Here is a 19,972-nt window from a genome sequence, read left to right on the forward strand (position 1 = left end):
GCCCGGCAGGGCATTCGCAGCCGGCCGTTTTCCCGGCAGCTCCGGCCATACCCGAACAATGACGTAATTGATCTCCCCACCGGCGCAGAGGCGCTCTAGGCTCTGCTGTACCGCCGAGTCGCGCAGTGCGGGGACGGGCACCGCACGCGTACCGGACCAGCAGCGGTACTTGAGCGGCGCTCCCGGACGGGGGCACCGCCGGGCAAGGAGGGCCGCATGACCGTACGGCGAGTAATGGGCATCGAGACGGAGTACGGGATCTCCGTCCCCGGTCACCCCAACGCCAATGCCATGCTCACCTCGTCCCAGATCGTCAACGCCTACGCGGCGGCGATGCACCGGGCGCGCCGCGCCCGCTGGGACTTCGAGGAGGAGAATCCGCTGCGCGACGCGCGAGGCTTCGACCTCGCCCGCGAGACCGCCGACTCCAGTCAGCTCACCGACGAGGACATCGGCCTCGCCAATGTCATCCTCACCAACGGTGCGCGGCTGTACGTCGACCACGCGCACCCCGAATACAGCTCACCGGAGATCACCAATCCGCTGGACGCGGTGCTCTGGGACAAGGCCGGCGAGCGCGTCATGGCCGAAGCCGCCGAGCGGGCCGCGGCCATCCCCGGTGCCCAGCCGATCCACCTCTACAAGAACAACACCGACAACAAGGGCGCGTCCTACGGCACGCACGAGAACTACCTGATGAAGCGGGAGACCCCCTTCTCGGACATCGTGCGCCATCTGACGCCGTTCTTCGTGTCCCGGCAGGTCGTCACCGGTGCCGGCCGGGTCGGCATCGGCCAGGACGGCCACGAGCACGGGTTCCAGATCAGTCAGCGTGCCGACTACTTCGAGGTCGAGGTCGGTCTCGAGACCACTCTCAAGCGCCCCATCATCAACACCCGCGACGAACCGCACTCGGACGCCGAGAAGTACCGCAGGCTGCATGTGATCATCGGCGATGCCAATCTCTCCGAGATCTCGACCTATCTGAAGCTCGGCACCACGGCACTGGTGCTCTCCATGATCGAGGACGGCTTCATCAACGTCGACCTGGCCGTCGACCAGCCGGTGCGCACCCTGCACCAGGTCTCGCACGACCCGACCCTGCAGCAGCTGATCACGCTCCGCAGCGGCCGGACACTCTCCGCGGTACAACTCCAGATGGAGTACTTCGAGCTGGGCCGCAAATACGTCGAGGAGCGCTACGGGGCGGACGCCGACGAGCAGACCAAGGACGTCCTGGTCCGCTGGGAGGACACGCTGAACCGCCTGGAGACCGATCCGATGAGCCTGTCGGGCGAACTGGACTGGATCGCCAAACGGGAACTCATGGAGGCCTACAGGCGGCGCGACAGCCTGGACTGGGACGCCCCCCGCCTGCACCTGGTGGACCTCCAGTACGCCGACGTGAGGGCCGACAAGGGCCTCTACAACCGCCTGGCGGCCCGCGGGAAGATGAAGCGACTGCTCGACGAGAACGACGTCGAGCGGGCCCGTACGAAGCCTCCCGAGGACACCAGGGCCTATTTCCGGGGCCGCTGCCTGGAGCAGTACGCGGACGACGTGGCCGCGGCCTCCTGGGATTCGGTCATCTTCGATCTGCCCGATCGTGACTCTCTGCAACGGGTGCCCACGATGGAGCCGCTGCGCGGTACACGGGAGCACGTGAAGGAGCTCCTGGACCGCTGCCGCACGGCGGAAGAGCTGGTCCGGACGCTGTCGGGCGGCTGAAAGGCCCCTCGACTGGGAATCAATCAGATGACCTCCGGACGTTGAGACAAGTACCGGGCCAATGTCGGACTCCGTAGGTAGGGTCTGATCAAGTGCTTCGAACCGAGCGGGGTGAGCTACATGGCGACCAAGGACACCGGCGGCGGACAGCAGAAGGCGACACGTTCCACCGAGGAGGCCGAGGAGCAGGCGCAGGAGGCGCAGGCATCCGAGGACCTCAAGGAGCGGCAGGAGAAGCTGGGCGAGGACGTCGACGACGTCCTCGACGAGATCGACGACGTACTCGAGGCCAACGCCGAGGATTTCGTGAGGTCGTTCGTTCAGAAAGGTGGAGAGTAGGGCTTAATGTCCGACCTCTCTGCCGGAAGGAAATGCTCTCGCTGTCGAAAAACTCTGCCGACGGAGTCCTTCGCCAGTAACAGGGCAATGCGGGACGGCCTCCAGGCGTACTGCCGGGGGTGCTCTGCTGAGTACTACCGGCAGCGCCAGGAGGCCAGGGGCCGGACCGTTCGAGTCAAGGTCCCGGTCCCTCGGGGGCACAAGCGTTGCCCGCAGTGCGGCGAGGTGAAACCGCACGATCAGTGGGATCGCAACAGATCGTCTTCCGACGGCTGGTCGAGCTACTGTCGCCCATGCCGCGGCGAGCGAAACCGGATCAGTTACTTCCAGCGCAAGTACGGGCTCGGTCCAGCGGAGTTGGACGCGCTGATCGCCGCTCAGCAGGGCGTTTGCTGCATCTGTCTAACTGCTTCGGCGGAGCATGTGGATCACTGTCATGAGACGGGTAGGGTCCGTGGCGTACTGTGCTTCAGCTGCAACGCAGCCCTGGGGCAGCTCAAGGACCGGCCGGATGCCATAAGGCGTGCAGCCGCATACGTGGAGGGAAACGCGTGGAAGCCAACACTCGTAGCACCGGGCGTCTACCAGCTGCCTTCCTGACGCCGGGATCGTCCTCGTTCATGGACTTCCTGTCCGACCAGTCGCCGTCGATGCTTCCGGGCAACCGCAGCCTGCCGCCGATGCAGGGAGCCATCGAGGCACCGCACGGTACGACGATCGTCGCGGCCTCGTTCCCGGGCGGTGTGGTGCTGGCCGGTGACCGGCGGGCGACCATGGGGAACATGATCGCGCAACGGGACATCGAGAAGGTGTTCCCGGCCGACGAGTACTCGGCGGTGGGGATCGCCGGCACGGCCGGTCTCGCCGTGGAGATGGTCAAGCTGTTCCAGCTCGAACTGGAGCACTTCGAGAAGGTCGAGGGCGCCACACTCTCCCTGGAGGGCAAGGCGAACCGGCTGTCCACGATGATCCGCAGCAATCTGGCGATGGCCATGCAGGGTCTGGCGGTCGTCCCGTTGTTCGCCGGCTACGACGTCGACCGTGAGAAGGGCCGGATCTTCTCGTACGACGTCACCGGCGGGCGTTCCGAGGAACACGGGTACGCGGCCACCGGCTCCGGCTCGATCTTCGCCCGCGGGTCGATGAAGAAGCTGTACCGCGAGGACCTGACGGAGGAGCAGACACTCACTCTGGTCGTGCAGGCGCTGTACGACGCGGCAGACGACGACTCGGCGACCGGTGGCCCCGACGTGGCCCGCCGGATCTATCCGATCGTCACCGTCATCACCGACGAGGGCTTCCGCAGGCTGAACGACACGGAATCCTCGGAGATCGCGCGCGCGATCCTGGAGCGCCGGCTCGAGCAGCCCGACGGCCCGCGTGCCGCGCTGCTCTGACCGGCCCGATTCCTCTCCGATGCACTCGTCACTGACAGAAAGGGACGGATAGCCGGTGTCGACGCCGTTCTATGTCTCACCCCAGCAGGCCATGGCCGACCGGGCGGAATACGCCCGGAAGGGCATCGCCCGTGGTCGCAGCCTGGTTGTGCTGCAGTACGCCGACGGCATTGTGTTCGTCGGCGAGAACCCGTCCCGTGCGCTGCACAAGTTCAGCGAGATCTACGACCGGATCGGCTTCGCCGCCGCCGGCAAGTACAACGAGTACGAGAACCTCCGGATCGGCGGTGTGCGCTACGCGGATCTGCGCGGATACACCTACGACCGTGACGATGTGACGGCCCGTGGGCTGGCCAACGTCTACGCGCAGACCCTGGGCACCATCTTCTCCAGCGCCGCCGAGAAGCCGTACGAGGTGGAGCTGGTGGTCGCCGAGGTCGGTGCCGGGCCGGAGGGCGACCAGATCTACCGGCTCCCGCACGACGGTTCGATCGTGGACGAGCACGGCTCGGTCGCGGTCGGCGGCAACGCCGAGCAGATCAGCACCTTCCTCGATCAGCGCCATCGTGACGGGATGTCGCTCGCGGAGGCGCTCAAGCTGGCCGTGCAGGCGCTGTCGCGCGAGGCCAACGGCAACGAGCGGGAGATTCCCGCCGAGCGGCTCGAAGTCGCGGTCCTGGACCGTACGAGGCCGCAGCAGCGCAAGTTCAAGCGGATCGTCGGCCGGCAGCTGACGCGGCTGCTGGACGCGGACGGTGCGGGAGCGACCCCGACGGACGCCCCGTCCGACACCGAGGAACCCGACGCCCCGGACGGGACGACCGGCGAGAGCTCGGGCGAGAGCACCGGTGGCAGCACCGGCGAGTCCACGCAGGAGTAATCCGCTCGGGCAGGTATCCGTGCCGGTGCCCCCGGCAGCCGCGACCGGCTGCCGGGGCGCCGTCATGTCCGGCCGCCGTCGGCGGGAGGCGCCGCTGTGGAGCCGCGGACCACCAGGCGCACGGGGAGGCTGCCCGGCTCCGCGGGCCGGCCGTCCAGGACGGCGAGCAGGGCCGCCATACCGCGCTCGCCCACCTGTTCGGCCGGGAGCTGCACCGTGGTGAGCTCCGGTTCCACCGCTGTGGCGAGGGCGAGGTCGTCGAAGCCGGTCACGGAGATGTCGCCGGGAACCCGTAGCCCGCGCCTGCGTACCGCCTTGCAGGCACCGGCGGCCAGGATGTCGTCGTCGCAGACGATCGCCGTCGGCAGCGGCCCGGGGGCGGCCAGGACCGCCTCCGTTGCCTCGCGCCCGGCCCGAACGTCCAGCGGGGACGTCACCCGGCGGACGGCGGCGCCGGGGACGTCCCGCACGGCGTCCGCCAGGGCGCGGGCCCGCTCCGCGAAGGTCCAGGTGTCCACGGCGGAGGCCAGATGGACGAGGCGGCGGTGGCCGAGGGCCAGCAGATGCTCCGCCACCTGGCGCATGCCGTCCGCGATGTCGAGGTTCACCTGTGCCGCCGCGCCGTGTTCGTCGGGGTCGCTGTCGAGCATCACCAGGGGCAGATCCGCCCCGCGGAGCGCACCCAGGGCGTCGGCGGCCATGGAGGAGGCGATGACACCGTCGAGTGCCGCGCGGGCCGACGCGAACGGGTCCCTGGCCGGTCCTGTGCCATCGGGCGAGGGGTAGAGCACGACGCCGAAGTCGTGCTCGGCCGCGACGGCGGCGGCGCCCGTGTAGACCCGGGCGAAGAACTCGTTGGTGAGCGCGGGCACCACGAGGAGCGCGGTGCGGGTGCGGCCGAGCCGGAGGCTGCGAGCGGCGAGGTTGGGCCGGTAGCCGAGGTCCCGGGCGCTGTCGCGGACGCGCCCGGCGGTCGCCTCGGACACCCGTCCCTGCCATTTGCCGCCGAGCACGAGCGAGACGGTGGCCTGCGATACGCCTGCGGCCCGGGCCACGTCGCGGCTGGTGGGCCGGGGTGGGGCGGGCTGCTGCGCGCTGCTCACTCGTGCCTCCGTGCTGGACCGGCCAGCTGCCGTGGGATGGACTCGCGGACTGCGCACATGGTACGTATGAACCTCGACGTTATACGTAAAACTTCGGTGGAGCGCGAAGCACGCCGGGGGAGAGAGGCGGACATGGCCGCGGGATATCTGGACATCCTCCGGGCGCGGCATGCCGCCCGACTGCTGGCGGGGACCCTGGTCGGGCGGCTGCCGAACGGCACCGCCCACATCGCGATCGTCCTGTTCACCCGGGCCGAGGGCGGCAGCTACACGCTGGCCGGTGGCCTCGCCGCCGCGTACGGTCTGGCCACGGCCGTGGGGCAGCCCCTTCTGGGCAGAGCCGTGGACCTCTACGGCCAGCCACGCGTCCAGCTCCCCGCCGCCGTGCTCTCCGCACTGGGCATGGCCGCGCTGGCCCTGGTGGGCCTCGGCTCGCTCCCGCAGGCCGTCGCGGCCGTGATCGTGGCCGGAGTCTTCACACCGCCGCTGGAGGGCGGCCTGCGGGCCCTGTGGCCGAAGGTGCTGGGCAGCGAGGACCGGGTCCACCGTGCGTACGCCATGGACGCGGTGGCCCAGGAAGTGATGTTCACCCTGGGGCCGCTCCTCGTGACGGTCCTGGTGTCGCTCTGGTCACCGGCCGCGGCGCTGCTGGTCATCAACGCCATGGGTGTCCTCGGCGCGCTCTGGGTGGTGCTGTCCGAGCCGTCCCGCACCTGGCGCTCCGCTCCCCGCGAGGCGCACTGGCTGGGCGCGCTGCGCTCGCGCGGGCTGCTGGCCCTGCTGGGGGCGTTCTTCTTCGTCGGGCTCGCCCTCGGCTCGATCACGGTGGCGGGTGTCGCGTACGCCGACGACCACGGCCGGGAGTCCGTGTACGGCTGGCTGATGGCCGCGCTCGGACTGGGCGCACTGATCGGCGGCGTGGCCTACGGGGCGCGCCAGTGGGCCGGAGCCCCCGAGCGGCGGCTGCGGGTCATCGTCGCGCTGCTGGCCCTGTGCTACCTGCCCCTGATGCTGACCCCCGGGGTGCCCGCCATGACCGCGCTGTCCGCGCTCGCGGGAGTCTTCCTCGCGCCGGCCATCGCCTGCTCGTTCATCGTGGTCGACCGGCACGCCCCGCGGGGCACGGTGACGGAGGCGTTCTCCTGGCTCGTGACGACGTTCGGTGTGGGTGCCGCGGCCGGAACGGCCGTGGCGGGCCCGGCCGTCGAGCTCGGCGGAACGGCGTCGGGTTTCGCCGTCGCGGGGGCCGGGGGAGTGGCCGCGCTGCTGGTTCTGCTGGCCACCGGAAGGGTCCTCGCAGTTCCCGGGCGCAGGCCCGCTGTTGTGACCGGATCGGAAAATGATCGAAACGGTGCTGCCGAACCCGGTTTCAGCTCAGGCCGTAAGGCGTAATGTTCAGTCATGGACCGCCGCATTTTCGGGCTGGAGAACGAGTACGGCGTCACGTGCACGTTCAGGGGACAGCGCCGACTGTCACCTGACGAAGTGGCGCGCTACCTCTTCCGCCGTGTTGTGTCATGGGGCCGCAGCAGCAATGTCTTTCTGCGGAACGGCGCCCGCCTCTACCTCGACGTGGGATCGCATCCGGAATACGCGACACCCGAATGCGACGACGTGACCGAACTGGTCACGCACGACAAGGCAGGCGAACGCATTCTCGAAGGCCTGCTCGTCGACGCCGAACGCCGCCTGCACGAGGAGGGAATCGCGGGCGACGTCTATCTCTTCAAGAACAACACCGACTCGGCGGGAAACTCCTACGGGTGCCACGAGAACTACCTCGTGGCCCGGCACGGAGAATTCTCCCGGCTCGCGGACATCCTCATTCCGTTCCTCGTCACCCGGCAGCTGATCTGTGGTGCGGGCAAGGTGCTGCAGACCCCGCGTGGCGCGGTCTACTGCGTCAGCCAGCGTGCCGAGCACATCTGGGAGGGCGTCAGTTCCGCCACGACACGCTCCCGGCCGATCATCAACACCAGGGACGAACCGCACGCCGACGCCGAGCGGTACCGCCGCCTCCACGTCATCGTCGGTGACTCCAACATGTCCGAGACGACCATGCTGCTCAAGGTCGGCGCGACCGACCTGGTGCTCCGCATGATCGAGGCGGGCACGGTGATGCGCGACCTGACCCTGGAGAACCCGATCCGGGCCATCCGCGAGGTCAGCCACGACATCACCGGGCAGCGCAAGGTGCGCCTGGCCAGCGGCCGGGAGGCATCGGCCATCGAGGTCCAGCGGGAGTACTACGAGAAGGCCGTCGACTTCGTCGAACGCCGCGGCATCCGCACCGGCACCGTCGACCAGGTCCTCGAACTGTGGGGCCGCACGCTGGACGCCATCGAGGCCGAGGACCTCGACCGGATCGGCACCGAGATCGACTGGGTCATGAAGTACAAGCTCATCGAGCGGTACCGGGCCAAGCACAACATGACCATGTCGAACCCGAGGGTCGCGCAGATAGACCTCGCCTACCACGACATCCATCGGCGGCGCGGGCTCTACTACCTCCTGGAGCGCAAGGGCCAGACCGCCCGTATCTGCAACGACCTGAAGATCTTCGAGGGCAAGTCGGTGCCCCCGCAGACGACCAGGGCACGGCTGCGCGGTGACTTCATCCGCAGGGCCCAGGAGCAGCGGCGGGACTTCACCGTCGACTGGGTGCACCTCAAGCTCAACGACCAGGCACAGCGCACCGTGTTGTGCAAGGACCCGTTCCGCTCCGTCGACGAGCGGGTGGAGAAACTGATCGCGGGTATGTGATCCGGACGAGAGATCTCCCGCCCCGCACGCGACCGGGCCCCGTACGTTCCTCGTGCGGGGCCCTTCGCTCGGCCTAGAGTGTCGGGGACCCATTCACGTGCCGTCTGAGATCTGAGGAACCAGTGCGCCGACTTGCCGGCCTTCTCGTCGTCCCCCTTCTGCTGCTGTCCACGGCGGCATGCGGCGACGACAAGGCCTCCGACTCCGCCTCGTCCGAAGGCAATCCCGCGATCACCGCGGGAGCGAAATTCGGCGAGAAGCCCACCCTGGCGAAGGGTGAGGGCGATCCGCCCAAGGAGCTGAAGACCGAAGTCATCAGTGAGGGTGACGGCGCGAAGCTCAAGAACGGCGACGCGATCCAGGTCAACTACCTCGGGCAGGCGTGGAACTCCACCAAGCCGTTCGACAACAGCTTCGACAAGGGCCAGCCGTTCGACCTGACGCTCGGTGCCGGCATGGTCATCCAGGGCTGGGACAAGGGTCTGGTCGGCCAGAAGGTCGGTAGCCGGGTCCAGCTCGTCATCCCGCCGGACCTCGCCTACGGGGAGCAGGGGCAGGGAGACATCAAGCCCAACTCCACCCTCGTCTTCGTCGTCGACGTGGTGAAGGCGACGCAGGTTCCGAAGTCCGCCGAGGGCACCCCGGTCGCCCAGGACAACATCGACCTGCCGAAGGTCGGCACGAACACCGACGGCAAGGCACCGAAGGTCACGTTCCCCAAGGGCAACCCGCCCAAGAAGCTGGTCTCCCACTACATCCTGGAGTCCGACGGGGACGTCATCAAGGAGACCGACAGCCTCGTCGTGAACTACGAGGCCTACCTGTGGAAGGGCGGCAAGAAGTTCGACAGCACCTACGACACGGGCAAGACCGCGACCTTCCCGCTGGCCCAGATCACCGTCAAGGGTCTGAAGAACGGGTTGGTCGGCAAGAAGGTCGGCAGCCGTGTGCTGCTCGTCATCCCGCCGGACCAGGCTTTCGGCAACGAGGCGCAGCAGACCATTCCTGCCAACTCGACGCTCGTATGGGCCATGGACATCCTGACAAAGATGTAAGACTGTCCCGGTTGCCCAGTTCATCATTTAGAGGAGCAGTTCAGTGAGCATCGAGAAGCCCGAGATCGACTTCCCGGGTGGCGAGCCGCCGGCCGACCTGGAGATCAAGGACATCTGGGAGGGCGACGGAGCGGTGGCCCAGGCGGGCCAGACCGTCTCCGTGCACTACGTGGGTGTGGCGTTCTCCACCGGCGAGGAGTTCGACGCTTCGTGGAACCGCGGCACCCCGCTGCAGTTCCAGCTCGGTGCCGGTCAGGTCATCGCCGGCTGGGACCAGGGCGTCCAGGGCATGAAGGTCGGCGGCCGTCGTCAGCTGACCATCCCCGCGAACCTCGCCTACGGCGACCGCGGCGCGGGTGGCGGCGCCATCGCGCCCGGCGAGACGCTCATCTTCGTCTGTGACCTGGTCGGCGTCTGATCCGTCCGGACTACAGGAGCGAGGGCCCGCGCCGCAAGGCGCGGGCCCTCGCTTTGGTCCGGACACCCCGGGGCGGTACGGTCGACGGTCGTAGCACGTAGAGAAAGGGCGTCGATGGCGATTGCCAAGGCCGAACGGCTGATGAACCTGGCACTGTGTCTGCTGGGTACCCGGCGCCCGCTCAGCAAACGTGAGCTCCGCGGGTCCATCGAGGCCTACATGGAAGCGGGCTCGGACGAATCCTTCAACCGGATGTTCGAGCGCGACAAGGATGATCTGCGCGAACTCGGTCTGGTCATCGAGACCGTGGAGAACCTGGACGGCGACACCGGCTACCTCGCGCGCCGCGACAGCAACCGGCTGCCCCCCATCACGCTGGACGCCGAGGAGGCCGCCGCCCTCGGGCTCGCCGCCAAGGTCTGGCAGCAGGCAAGGCTGGCCGGGGCCGCCAGCGGCGCCCTGCAGAAGCTGCGGGCGGCCGGCATGCCGGAGGCCGAGGACGCGTACGAGGTGCACAGTGCCCTCGAACCCCGTATCCCGGTCCACGAGGCGGCCTTCGAGCCGCTGATGCTCGCCTGCAGGGACCGCCGCCCCGTCACCTTCGACTACCGCAAGGCCAACGCCGCCCGCCCCGAGCAGCGCCAGGTGGAGCCCTGGACGCTCGAGTGCTGGCGCGGCCACTGGTACCTGGCAGGCTGGGACCGGGACAGGGGCGCCGAGAGGGTCTTCCGGCTGTCCAGGATCGCCGGCCGGGTCCGCTCCCGGGCCGGGGCCTTCACGGCCTCGGTGCCCGATGTGGTGACCGTGCGCGAGACCGTGGAGAGCTGGGCGGGGGAGACCGCGACCAGGACCGCCCGGATCAGGCTGCGCGCCGGGTCCGGCTACCCGCTGCGCTCCCGCGCGATATCCGTACGGGAACTCGGTGACGGCTGGGACGAGTTGGAGATTCCGTACGGACACGGACTGGACGCCTGGCTCGTCGAGTTCGGACCCGACGTCGTCGTGAGGGAACCCGCCGATCTGCGGGCCGATGTGATGGACCGGCTGCGCGCCGTGGCCAAGGACTGAGGGGAACCGTACTCGTGGCCACGAACGCGATCGACCAGACCAGGCGGATGCTCTCCCTGGTGACATACCTGCGCGAGCGCCCCGGCGCCCACGTCCAGGACGTCGCCCGGGCCTTCGGGATCACCGAGGACGAGCTGATCTCCGACCTCGACGTGCTCCCCATGTGCGGGACCAGCTTCCGCGGCGGTGACCTGCTCGACATCGACACCGACGGCGACCGGATCTGGTGGCACAACCCGGACGACGTGGCGGAGCCGCTCCGGCTGGCCGCGGACGAGGCCACGGCGCTGCTCGTCGCGGCCCGCGCGGTGGCCACGCTGCCCGGACTGCGTGAGAGCGACCGGCAGGCGCTGGTGCGCGCGACCGCGAAACTGGAGACGGCGGCCGGAGAGGTCGGGGCGGCCAGTTCTCGGCTCTCGGTGATCTTCGAGTCCGAGGGCGGGGTCTTCGCCGAGGTCGACCGGGCGATCTCCGAGCGCCGCCGCCTCTGGCTGCGCTACTACTCTCCCGCGCGCGACGAGCTCACCGAGCGCGAGGTGGACCCGATCCGCCTGTTCGCCGTCGGCCACACCTATATGGAGGGCTGGTGCCGGCTCTCCGAGGCGCGGCGTACGTTCCGGCTCGACAGGGTCGCCGAGATCCGGCTGCTCGACGCCCCGGCCGCACCGCCGGAGCTCGAACTGCGTGATCTTTCGGAGGGCCTGGTGCAGCCGGCGGCCGAGGACCCGGAGGTCGTCGTCGAGGTGGGACCCGGGGGCCGGTGGGTCGCCGAGTACTACCCGCACGACAGCGCGGAGGAACTGCCCGACGGGGGCCTGCGGATCACACTCCGTACCCCCGACCCGGCCTCGCTGCGCAGACTCGCCCTGAGGCTGGGCGGAGAAGGGCGCATCACGGCGCCGGAGGACCTCGCGCAGAGTGCGCGGACGGCGGCCCGGGAAGCGCTCGCCGCCTATGACGGTGCCCTCTGAGCGGCGGCTACCGGAACACGGAGGAGACAGAGGCCGTATGACTGCGATATCGAGTAGGCAGACCGGGCCGGTAGCGGTACCGGTGCCCGCCACCGTCCGGTTCCGGGCGGCCTGCCCGGACTGCCGCGAGAGATTCGAGCTGGCGGCAGGTGCCCTGCGCCTCGCGATAGGCGCGAGCCGTCGCACGACCTTCTACTCCTTCACCTGCCCCGAGTGCGGCTCGGCCGTCCGCAAGCCCGCCGGGGAGCGCATCATCGAACTCCTCACCGGCGGCGGAGTGCGGACCCTTCGCCTCCACACCGCCCTGCGGTGACCGCCCCGCAGTAACGAGAAGACATCGAGGCTCCGTCCATGTTCTGGCCCATGCTCGCCATCGCTCTGGGATTCCTCGGCCTGGCCGTGCTCGGAATCCTGGCCGTCAAGGTCTTCGTCGAGGCGCAACGGCTCGGCCGCCAGGTTTCGGCCACCACGAAGCGGATCAATCGAGCGGCAGAGGATCTCGAACGAGCGGCCACCGGTCTCGCGGACACCGGTGAGGCCCTGCGATAGCAGGGGAGCGGCCTTAAGGATTCACCGGTTCGGGGGGTACGCTGCTGGAGTCGGCCCAGGCTAGGGAGGTGCGGGCCGCAAGCGGGAGTACGCACGGGCATTGCCTCGCGTTTACCCCTGCGGGTTACGATCGCTGCCAGCGCGCAGGTCGGACGTACGTCCGGTCGAACGGGTAGTGAGTCCACCCTCCAGTCGCCTCAGTGAGAAGGAAGTCGCACATGCCGCTCGGCAATCTGAAGCCCCTCGAGATCATCCTGATCATCGCTGTCATTCTGCTGCTCTTCGGTGCCAAGAAGCTTCCCGACATGGCGCGTTCGCTCGGCAAGTCGGCCCGCATCCTCAAGAGCGAGGCCAAGGCCATGAAGAAGGACGGCGCGGAACCCGCGACGCCCACCACGGAGACCGTCGCGGACCCCACCCCGCAGCCGGCCCCCGCCAAGACGATCCAGGCCGCCCCGGGAGACGTCACCAGCTCCCGCCCGGTCAGCGAGGCCAAGCCCACCACCCAGAGCTGACAGCTGACGCGCTCCACCGACAGCTGCCGCACGAGACGAGGGAAGTGGGTTGCTCAAGTCTGCCCGCAAGCAGGAGAAGGACGACGAGGGGCGGATGCCCCTCCTCGATCACCTGCGTGAGCTGCGCAACCGACTGCTGAAGTCGGTACTTGCCATCGTGGTCGCCGTGATCGCGGCAGCGTTCTTCCAGAAGGAAATCTTCGAGTTCCTGATGAAGCCGATCCTGGACTCGGTCGGCTGCAAGAACGGCGCCGTGACCATGGTCAACGGTCGGCCGTGTGCGGAGATGACCACCAACGGTCTGCTGTCGCCCTTCACCATCGCGCTGAAGGTGTCCCTGATGGCGGGCGTTCTGATGGCCACGCCGGTCTGGCTGTACCAGCTGTGGGCGTTCGTGGCCCCGGGCCTGCACAAGCAGGAGAAGCGCTACTCGATGGCCTTCGTGGCTGCCGGGGTTCCGCTCTTCCTCGCCGGCGCCTACCTCGCGTACACGATCCTTCCGCAGACCGCGGAGATCATGCTCGGCTTCACGCCGGACAACGTGAAGAACCTGCTGCCCCTCGACGACTTCCTCGACCTGATCACGCGGATGGTGCTCGTCTTCGGGCTGGCCTTCGAGCTGCCCCTGCTGCTCATCCTGCTCAACATGACGGGGGTCCTGTCCGGAGCCCGCATGCTGCGCTGGTGGCGCGGGATGCTCGTCGGACTCACCGCGTTCGCGGCCATCGCGACGCCGGGCGGCGAGCCCATCTCGATGCTCCTGCTGGCGGGCCCGCTCGCGGTGCTCTACTTCATCGCGGTCGGTTTCTCCCTCCTCAACGACAAGCGCAGGCGGCGCCGCAACCCCGACGCCGACCTCGACGACGACGAGGCATCGCAGCTCGACCTCACACCCGAGGGCGTCGGCGCGGTCGAGGGCGTCTCCGCCTCACGGGCAGCCCTGCCCGAGCAGGCCAGTGGTGACTCCGACGGTGCCCGATCTCACCGCCTCAACGGTTACGACGACATCACCTGATCTTGTAGGGTCCTCCCCCAGACTCCGTCCAAGGGGACCCCAGTGACCAGCGAGATCACCCTCTTCGTCAATCCCACCGCAGGACGCGGCCGGGGCGCGCGTGCCGCGCAGCCGGCCGCTTCCGCGTTGCGGGACGCCGGATTCTCCGTGCGGACCGTGCTCGGCGAGGACGCCGTTGACGCCCTGCGGCGCGCCCGCGAGGCCGTGGCCGCCGGGACCGGCGCACTGATAGCCGTGGGCGGGGACGGCATGATGTCCCTCGCCCTGCAGGCCGTCGCCGGGACCGGGACACCGCTGGGCGTCGTCGCGGTCGGCACCGGCAACGACTTCGCCCGCGCGCTCGGGCTGCCGATCCGTGACCCCGCCGCGGCGGGACGGCTGGCCGCGGCGGCGCTCAAGGCGGGGACGGAGCGCGAGATCGACCTGGGCCGGGTCGGCGAGCGCTGGTTCGGTTCCGTGCTCGCCTCCGGGTTCGACTCGCGGGTCAACGACCGCGGGAACCGGATGCGCTGGGTCGGCGGACGGTTCAAGTACGACCTGGCGATCCTCGCCGAACTGGCGGCCTTCCGGCCGATTCCGTACCGGATCCGGCTGGACGGAGGTCCGGTGCGCGAGATCGAGGCGACGCTGATCGCCGTCGGCAACGGGTCCACGTACGGCGGTGGCATGCGGATCTGCGCGGACGCGGTCATGGACGACGGGCTCTTCGACGTCACCGTGGTCGGAGACTGCAGCCGGTCCACCCTGCTCAAGGTGTTCCCGAAGGTGTACAAGGGGACGCATCTCGGCCACCCCGACGTCACCGTGCACCGGGTCGCCTCGATCGAGCTGGCCGCCGCGGGCGTCACCGCGTACGCCGACGGCGAGCCGCTGGGGGCGCTGCCCCTCACGGCGACCTGTGTACCCGGTGCCGTCCGGGTCCTCTCACCGTGAATTTAAAGATCGGGCTGACTGTCATACCTGGCGGGTAGGCTCGTATCAAGATGACAGAGGACCTCTCACCAGCTGAGCGATACCAGGCTTCCCGGGTCCGTGCGGCCGAGCAGGCCACCGCCCTCGGGCCCTTCCGCGAGATGTACGAGTTCGGACTGGACCCGTTCCAGATCGAGGCCTGCCAGGCCCTGGAGGCGGGCAAGGGGGTGCTGGTCGCGGCCCCCACGGGGTCGGGCAAGACGATCGTCGGCGAATTCGCCGTACACCTGGCCCTGGAGCAGGGCCGCAAGTGCTTCTACACGACGCCGATCAAGGCGCTGTCCAACCAGAAGTTCACCGACCTGGTCAGGCGCTACGGCGCGGACAAGGTCGGACTGCTCACCGGGGACAACAGCGTCAACGCGGACGCACCCGTGGTCGTCATGACCACCGAGGTGCTGCGCAACATGCTGTACGCGGGCTCCCAGTCGCTCACCGGCCTCGGCTATGTGGTGATGGACGAGGTGCACTACCTCTCCGACCGCTTCCGCGGTGCCGTGTGGGAGGAAGTGATCATCCACCTGCCGGAGTCGGTGACTCTGGTGTCGCTGTCGGCGACCGTGTCCAACGCCGAGGAGTTCGGCGACTGGCTGGACACCGTCCGGGGCGACACCCAGGTGATCGTCTCCGAGCACCGGCCGGTTCCGCTGTGGCAGCACGTCATGGCCGGACGGCGGATGTACGACCTCTTCGAGGAGGAGACCGACCACGGCGGCCGGGGCACCGGCCGGCGCGAGGTCAACCCCGACCTCGTCAGGCTCGCCCGCATGGAGAACCAGCGCGGGTACAACCCGCGTGAGCGCCGCCGGGGCAAGATGGTGCGCGAGGCCGACCGCGAGCGCGAGCGGCGTCAGCGCAGCCGGATCTGGACCCCGGCCAGGCCCGAGGTCATCGACCGGCTCGACGCCGAGGGCCTGCTGCCCGCCATCACGTTCATCTTCAGCCGGGCAGGCTGCGAGGGGGCCGTCCAGCAGTGCCTGCAGGCGGGGCTGCGGCTCAACGACGAGGACAAGCGCCGTCTGGTGCGGGAGATCGTCGAGGAGCGCACCGCGTCCATCCCACCCGAGGATCTGCATGTCCTCGGGTACTACGAGTGGCTCGAAGGCCTGGAGCGGGGCATCGCCGCGCACCACGCCGGCATGCTGCCGACCTTCAAGGAGGTCGTCGAGGAGCTCTTCGTCCGCGGCCTCGTCAAGGCGGTCTTCGCGACGGAGACACTGGCGCTCGGCATCAACATGCCGGCGCGTTCCGTCGTGCTGGAGAAACTCGTCAAGTGGAACGGCGAGCAGCACGCCGACATCACTCCCGGCGAGTACACCCAGCTGACCGGGCGGGCCGGGCGGCGGGGCATCGACGTCGAGGGCCATGCGGTGGTCCTGTGGCAGCGGGGCATGGACCCGGGCGCGCTCGCCGGACTCGCGGGTACGCGCACGTATCCGCTGCGTTCCAGCTTCCGGCCCTCGTACAACATGGCCGTGAACCTCGTGCAGCAGTTCGGGCGGCACCGGTCGCGCGAGCTGCTGGAGACCTCCTTCGCACAGTTCCAGGCGGACCGTTCGGTGGTCGGGATCTCCCGGCAGGTCCAGCGCAACGAAGAGGGCCTGGAGGGCTACCGCGAGGGCATGACCTGCCATCTCGGGGACTTCGAGGAGTACGCGCGGCTGCGCCGCGACCTCAAGGACCGGGAGACGGACCTCGCCAAGCAGGGTGCGGCGCAGCGGCGGGCCGCTGCCGCGTCGTCGCTGGAGAAGCTCAAGCCCGGTGACATCATCCATGTGCCGACCGGCAAGTTCGCGGGACTGGCTCTGGTGCTGGACCCGGGGCTGCCGGGAGGGCGCACCAACGGGCACCGCGGGCTGGAGTACCACGACGGACCGCGTCCCCTGGTGCTGACCGTCGAGCGTCAGGTCAAGCGGCTGGCCCACATCGACTTCCCGGTGCCGGTGGAGGCGCTGGAGCGGATGCGGGTCCCCAAGTCGTTCAACCCGCGCTCACCGCAGTCGCGCCGCGATCTGGCGTCCGCGCTGCGCAGCAAGGCGGGGCACATCGATCCGGGACGCCACCGCAAGGAGCGGGCCGCGGCGGCCGACGACAGGGAGATCGCCCGGCTGCGTACCGAGCTGCGTGCGCACCCGTGCCACGGGTGCGACGAGCGTGAGGACCACGCCCGGTGGGCGGAGCGGTACCACCGGCTGCAGCGCGACACCCGGCAGCTGGAGCACCGGATCGAGGGGCGGACGAACACGATCGCCCGCACCTTCGACCGGATCGTCGCCCTCCTCACCGAGCTCGACTACCTGCGGGGCAGCGAGGTCACGGACAACGGCAGGCGGCTGGCACGGCTCTACGGCGAGCTGGACCTGCTGGCGAGCGAGTGCCTGCGCGAAGGCGTCTGGGAGGGGCTGAACCCCGCCGAGCTCGCCGCGTGCGTGTCGGCCCTGGTCTACGAGTCGCGCCAGGCGGACGACGCGGTGGCGCCCAAGCTGCCGTCCGGTCCGGCGAAGACGGCGATGGGTGAGATGGTCCGCATCTGGGGCAGGCTCGACGCCCTGGAGGAGGACTTCAAGATCAGCCAGACGGAAGGGGTCGGCCAGCGCGAACCGGACCTCGGTTTCGCCTGGGCCGTCTACATGTGGGCCTCGGGGCGGACGCTGGACGAGGTGCTGCGGGAGGCGGAGATGCCGGCCGGCGACTTCGTGCGCTGGTGCAAGCAGGTCATCGACGTGCTCGGCCAGATCGCGGCCGCCGCACCCAGGGACGGGAGTTCGGTGGCGAAGAACGCGCACAAGGCCGTCGACGGGGTCCTGCGGGGCGTGGTGGCGTACAGCTCCGTGGGGTGATCCCGGACGGGGTGATTCCGGCGGGTGATCCCGTCGGCGTGATGCCGCCGGGTAGGAACGACAGCAGAGTGGCCGCAGGCGTGTTCGTGTCTGTGGCCACTTCTGTGCGTGCGCAGTCCTTTCCTGCGTTCGCGGTCCTCTCCGCTACGTCTTCTTGTTCATCACCGCGAGGCCCGCGCAGACCGCCCCCAGCACCACAGCCAGGCCTCCGACGATCACGTTGTTGAGGATGACGCCCATATCGGGGCTCGAGCCCACGATCCAGGGCGACACGATCAGCCAGGCGCCCAGGGCGCAGATGGCGATGCTCATGCCGGTCATCCGTTCCGGCATGGCGGTGAAGCACAGCGCCAGAACGGCGATCGCGATACCGATGACGAGGTTGTGTGTCACCAGGGCCGGCTGGCTCGCCGTGAAGTGCAGCACCCAGGGCGAGACGGCGCAGTAGATACCGAGGAGGAACACAGGCGCGTCGGCGAGAGCGGTACCGCGGCCGCCGCCGCTCATCACGCGGTCGTGGCGCTCCCGCATCTCATCGACATCGGGATGGCCCGATAGGTCACTCCTGTGCGAGACGTTACTCATGAGATCGTCTCCTTCGAACCTTTGAAGGGCGACCGCGGTACGGATGGCGCGGTCATCGTCTCTTCAGCCAGTGTGCCCTTATATGTCTCTTATGTGTAGGTTTTCTCGCGGCGGATTCCTGCGTTTCCGTCGAGCCGCTCGGTCAGGGACACCAGGTCCGCGGCCCGCAGCACCCGGTCCCCGTACCCCGGCAGCGGCACGTGCAGGGTTCGCGTCCAGCGTTCCGGGAGGGCGCCGAGCCCGTACACCGCTCCCGCCAGTCCGCCGGTGACCGCCGCGACCGTGTCGGTGTCCCCGCCCACGTCGACCGCGGCGCCGAGCGCGCCCTCGAAGCCGGAGGTGGTGCGCAGTGCCCGGAGCGCGGTGCCGAGGCAGGGCCACACCGCACCGTTGAACTCGGTCGCGTCGTCCGGATGCCAGTCCGGTGCCAGCACGGCCGCCCAGCGGTCCCGGTGGTCGGCATGCACCTCGGCGAGGGCGCCGGGAACGGCGGCGAGGGGATCGTCGCCGTCCAGGGCGACGCGCACCAGCTCGTGGAAGACGGAGGTGCCTTCCCACGCGGCCCGGTCGCCATGGGTCAGGGCCGCGATGCGGCGTGCGGCGTCCATGGTCGCCGCACCCCCCTGCCGCGCGAAGTACACGGCGGAGGTGGTCGCCCGCATCAGCGAACCGTTGCCCGCCGCACGCGCGTTGATCGGGAAATGCAGGGCGGCGGCCATGTCCCAGGGGTCCCCGCTCGTCAGGACGTCCTCGGTCTGCAGCCCGAGTTCCTTGGGTCCGTCGGCCGCCCAGCGCCTGAACGGGTCGAAGATGTCGGAGAGTTCGAGACCGTCGTTCTCCAGCAGCGACTCGCCGACCAGAACGGCCATCTGCGTGTCGTCCGTGGCCTCGCCAGGATCCCAGCCCCCGCCCCCGCACAGCGTCCTCACGCCGTCCGGGAAGCGGGCGCCGAACACACCGGGCGCCCCGAACTCGAAGGGGGCGCCCAGTGCGTCGCCGGCCGCGGAGCCGACCACGGCACCGGCGGCGCGGTCCCTCCGGGCCGCCTTCCCCGGTTCGCCCGTTCCAGGAGTGCGGCCCTCGGGGCCCGTTCTGCTCATACGGTCAGCGCACGAGCGGAAGAGAACGTCAGGCGGCCGGCATCAGGACGGTGTCGATGATGTAGACCGTGGCGTTGGCGGTCGGGACGTTGCCGCAGACGACCTTCGAGGAGTCGTTCACGGTGTACGTCATGTCCGAACCGGACGTCGTCAGCTGCGTCTTGGCCAGGGTGTCGAAGGAGCCCTTGTCCAGCTGCGAGGGCGCCAGCTTCTCGCCCACGACGTGCGAGGTGAGCACCTTGGTGAGCGCGGCCTTGTCGGCGAGCAGCTTGTCCAGGTCGGCCTTCGGGATCTTGGCGAAGGCGTCGTTGGTCGGGGCGAACACCGTGATGTTCTCGGCGCTGTTCAGGGTGTCGACGAGGCCGGCCTGCTTGACGGCCGTGACCAGGGTGGACAGCGCCGGGTTGCTCGACGCCGCCGTGGCGACCGGGTCCTGCGCCATCCCCGCGAAGGAGCCCGCGCCGTCCTTCGGGACCGTCGCACAGGCCGGGCCGAACGGCTCGTCCATGGGCCGGGTCTCCTTGGCCGGAGCGCTCGACGCGGCCTTGTCCGCGCCGGAGTCGGAGCCGGACGCCGCGGTGTCGGAGTCGCCGGAGCAGGCGGTCATCGCCAGCGGCAGCAGGGCGGCGGCGGAGACGGCGACGGCGACGCGGCGAAGGTGACGGTTGTTCATG

Annotated in this window: 21 protein-coding genes; 17 read left to right on the top strand and 4 right to left on the bottom strand. The window is 69.4% G+C overall.

The annotated features are described in order from the left end of the window. Positions 1 to 216 precede the first annotated feature (216 nt). The 5 genes from dop (at position 217) to prcA (ending at position 4,344) form a co-directional block, all read left to right on the top strand. Positions 217 to 1,728, top strand: a complete 1,512-nt coding sequence (dop, locus tag OG844_RS38610; RefSeq protein ID WP_406388842.1) for a depupylase/deamidase Dop — start codon at positions 217 to 219, stop codon at positions 1,726 to 1,728. A gap of 120 nt (positions 1,729 to 1,848) precedes the next feature. After that, positions 1,849 to 2,067 (top strand): ubiquitin-like protein Pup, encoded by a 219-nt coding sequence (locus tag OG844_RS38615; protein WP_329212782.1) that lies wholly within the window; start codon positions 1,849 to 1,851, stop codon positions 2,065 to 2,067. Between the two features lie 87 nt (positions 2,068 to 2,154). Continuing rightward, a complete protein-coding gene (locus OG844_RS38620; RefSeq protein WP_406396369.1) occupies positions 2,155 to 2,667 on the top strand; it encodes an endonuclease VII domain-containing protein in 513 nt (170 codons plus the stop codon). Then, positions 2,619 to 3,464: a proteasome subunit beta gene (gene prcB, locus OG844_RS38625; RefSeq protein WP_385610522.1), complete on the top strand. Its 846-nt coding sequence runs from the start codon at positions 2,619 to 2,621 to the stop codon at positions 3,462 to 3,464. Before OG844_RS38620 ends, prcB begins: the two co-directional genes overlap by 49 nt. 55 nt (positions 3,465 to 3,519) lie before the next feature. After that, entirely contained in the window at positions 3,520 to 4,344 is an 825-nt protein-coding gene (prcA, locus tag OG844_RS38630) for a proteasome subunit alpha (RefSeq protein WP_406388839.1), read from the top strand. Between the two features lie 62 nt (positions 4,345 to 4,406). Here the strand turns inward: prcA and OG844_RS38635 are convergent, their stop codons facing one another. Beyond that, positions 4,407 to 5,447 (bottom strand): LacI family DNA-binding transcriptional regulator, encoded by a 1,041-nt coding sequence (locus OG844_RS38635; RefSeq protein WP_406388837.1) that lies wholly within the window; start codon positions 5,445 to 5,447, stop codon positions 4,407 to 4,409. Positions 5,448 to 5,579: 132 nt separating this feature from the next. Between OG844_RS38635 and OG844_RS38640 the strand changes: the two genes are divergently transcribed. From OG844_RS38640 to OG844_RS38695, 12 genes are all read left to right on the top strand, one after another. Further along, complete coding sequence (locus OG844_RS38640) at positions 5,580 to 6,839, top strand: MFS transporter (RefSeq protein ID WP_406388835.1); 1,260 nt, start codon at positions 5,580 to 5,582, stop codon at positions 6,837 to 6,839. Positions 6,840 to 6,848: 9 nt separating this feature from the next. Beyond that, a complete protein-coding gene (pafA, locus tag OG844_RS38645; protein ID WP_406388833.1) occupies positions 6,849 to 8,210 on the top strand; it encodes a Pup--protein ligase in 1,362 nt (453 codons plus the stop codon). A gap of 122 nt (positions 8,211 to 8,332) precedes the next feature. Beyond that, entirely contained in the window at positions 8,333 to 9,265 is a 933-nt protein-coding gene (locus OG844_RS38650) for an FKBP-type peptidyl-prolyl cis-trans isomerase (protein ID WP_406388831.1), read from the top strand. A gap of 43 nt (positions 9,266 to 9,308) precedes the next feature. Next, the gene (locus tag OG844_RS38655) at positions 9,309 to 9,683 is read left to right on the top strand and encodes an FKBP-type peptidyl-prolyl cis-trans isomerase (RefSeq protein ID WP_406388829.1); all 375 of its coding nucleotides are present in this window, start codon (positions 9,309 to 9,311) and stop codon (positions 9,681 to 9,683) included. Positions 9,684 to 9,797: 114 nt separating this feature from the next. Further along, entirely contained in the window at positions 9,798 to 10,751 is a 954-nt protein-coding gene (locus OG844_RS38660; protein WP_406388828.1) for a helix-turn-helix transcriptional regulator, read from the top strand. A gap of 14 nt (positions 10,752 to 10,765) precedes the next feature. Beyond that, a complete protein-coding gene (locus OG844_RS38665) occupies positions 10,766 to 11,722 on the top strand; it encodes a WYL domain-containing protein (RefSeq protein ID WP_329212791.1) in 957 nt (318 codons plus the stop codon). Between the two features lie 37 nt (positions 11,723 to 11,759). Further along, a complete protein-coding gene (locus OG844_RS38670) occupies positions 11,760 to 12,035 on the top strand; it encodes a hypothetical protein (protein WP_383184435.1) in 276 nt (91 codons plus the stop codon). Between the two features lie 38 nt (positions 12,036 to 12,073). Further along, positions 12,074 to 12,271: a hypothetical protein gene (locus OG844_RS38675; RefSeq protein WP_384603641.1), complete on the top strand. Its 198-nt coding sequence runs from the start codon at positions 12,074 to 12,076 to the stop codon at positions 12,269 to 12,271. Positions 12,272 to 12,489: 218 nt separating this feature from the next. Continuing rightward, positions 12,490 to 12,786: a Sec-independent protein translocase subunit TatA gene (gene tatA, locus OG844_RS38680; protein ID WP_406388826.1), complete on the top strand. Its 297-nt coding sequence runs from the start codon at positions 12,490 to 12,492 to the stop codon at positions 12,784 to 12,786. A 49-nt stretch (positions 12,787 to 12,835) separates the two neighbouring features. After that, positions 12,836 to 13,801 carry a twin-arginine translocase subunit TatC gene (gene tatC / locus OG844_RS38685; RefSeq protein ID WP_406388825.1) on the top strand — a complete coding sequence of 322 codons (966 nt, stop codon included), beginning with the start codon at positions 12,836 to 12,838 and terminating at the stop codon, positions 13,799 to 13,801. 42 nt (positions 13,802 to 13,843) lie between these two features. Then, positions 13,844 to 14,734 carry a diacylglycerol kinase gene (locus OG844_RS38690; RefSeq protein ID WP_406388823.1) on the top strand — a complete coding sequence of 297 codons (891 nt, stop codon included), beginning with the start codon at positions 13,844 to 13,846 and terminating at the stop codon, positions 14,732 to 14,734. A 50-nt stretch (positions 14,735 to 14,784) separates the two neighbouring features. Further along, positions 14,785 to 17,613, top strand: a complete 2,829-nt coding sequence (locus OG844_RS38695; RefSeq protein ID WP_385610547.1) for a DEAD/DEAH box helicase — start codon at positions 14,785 to 14,787, stop codon at positions 17,611 to 17,613. Positions 17,614 to 17,757: 144 nt separating this feature from the next. Here the strand turns inward: OG844_RS38695 and OG844_RS38700 are convergent, their stop codons facing one another. From OG844_RS38700 to OG844_RS38710, 3 genes are all read right to left on the bottom strand, one after another. After that, on the bottom strand, positions 17,758 to 18,198 hold the full coding sequence (locus OG844_RS38700; RefSeq protein WP_406388821.1) for an SPW repeat protein: 441 nt from the start codon (positions 18,196 to 18,198) through the stop codon (positions 17,758 to 17,760). A gap of 89 nt (positions 18,199 to 18,287) precedes the next feature. Then, a complete protein-coding gene (locus tag OG844_RS38705; protein WP_406395907.1) occupies positions 18,288 to 19,298 on the bottom strand; it encodes an ADP-ribosylglycohydrolase family protein in 1,011 nt (336 codons plus the stop codon). A 28-nt stretch (positions 19,299 to 19,326) separates the two neighbouring features. After that, entirely contained in the window at positions 19,327 to 19,971 is a 645-nt protein-coding gene (locus tag OG844_RS38710) for a fasciclin domain-containing protein (protein ID WP_406388820.1), read from the bottom strand. Between the last annotated feature and the right edge of the window lies 1 nt (position 19,972).

This window comes from Streptomyces sp. NBC_00887 (genome assembly GCF_045207585.1).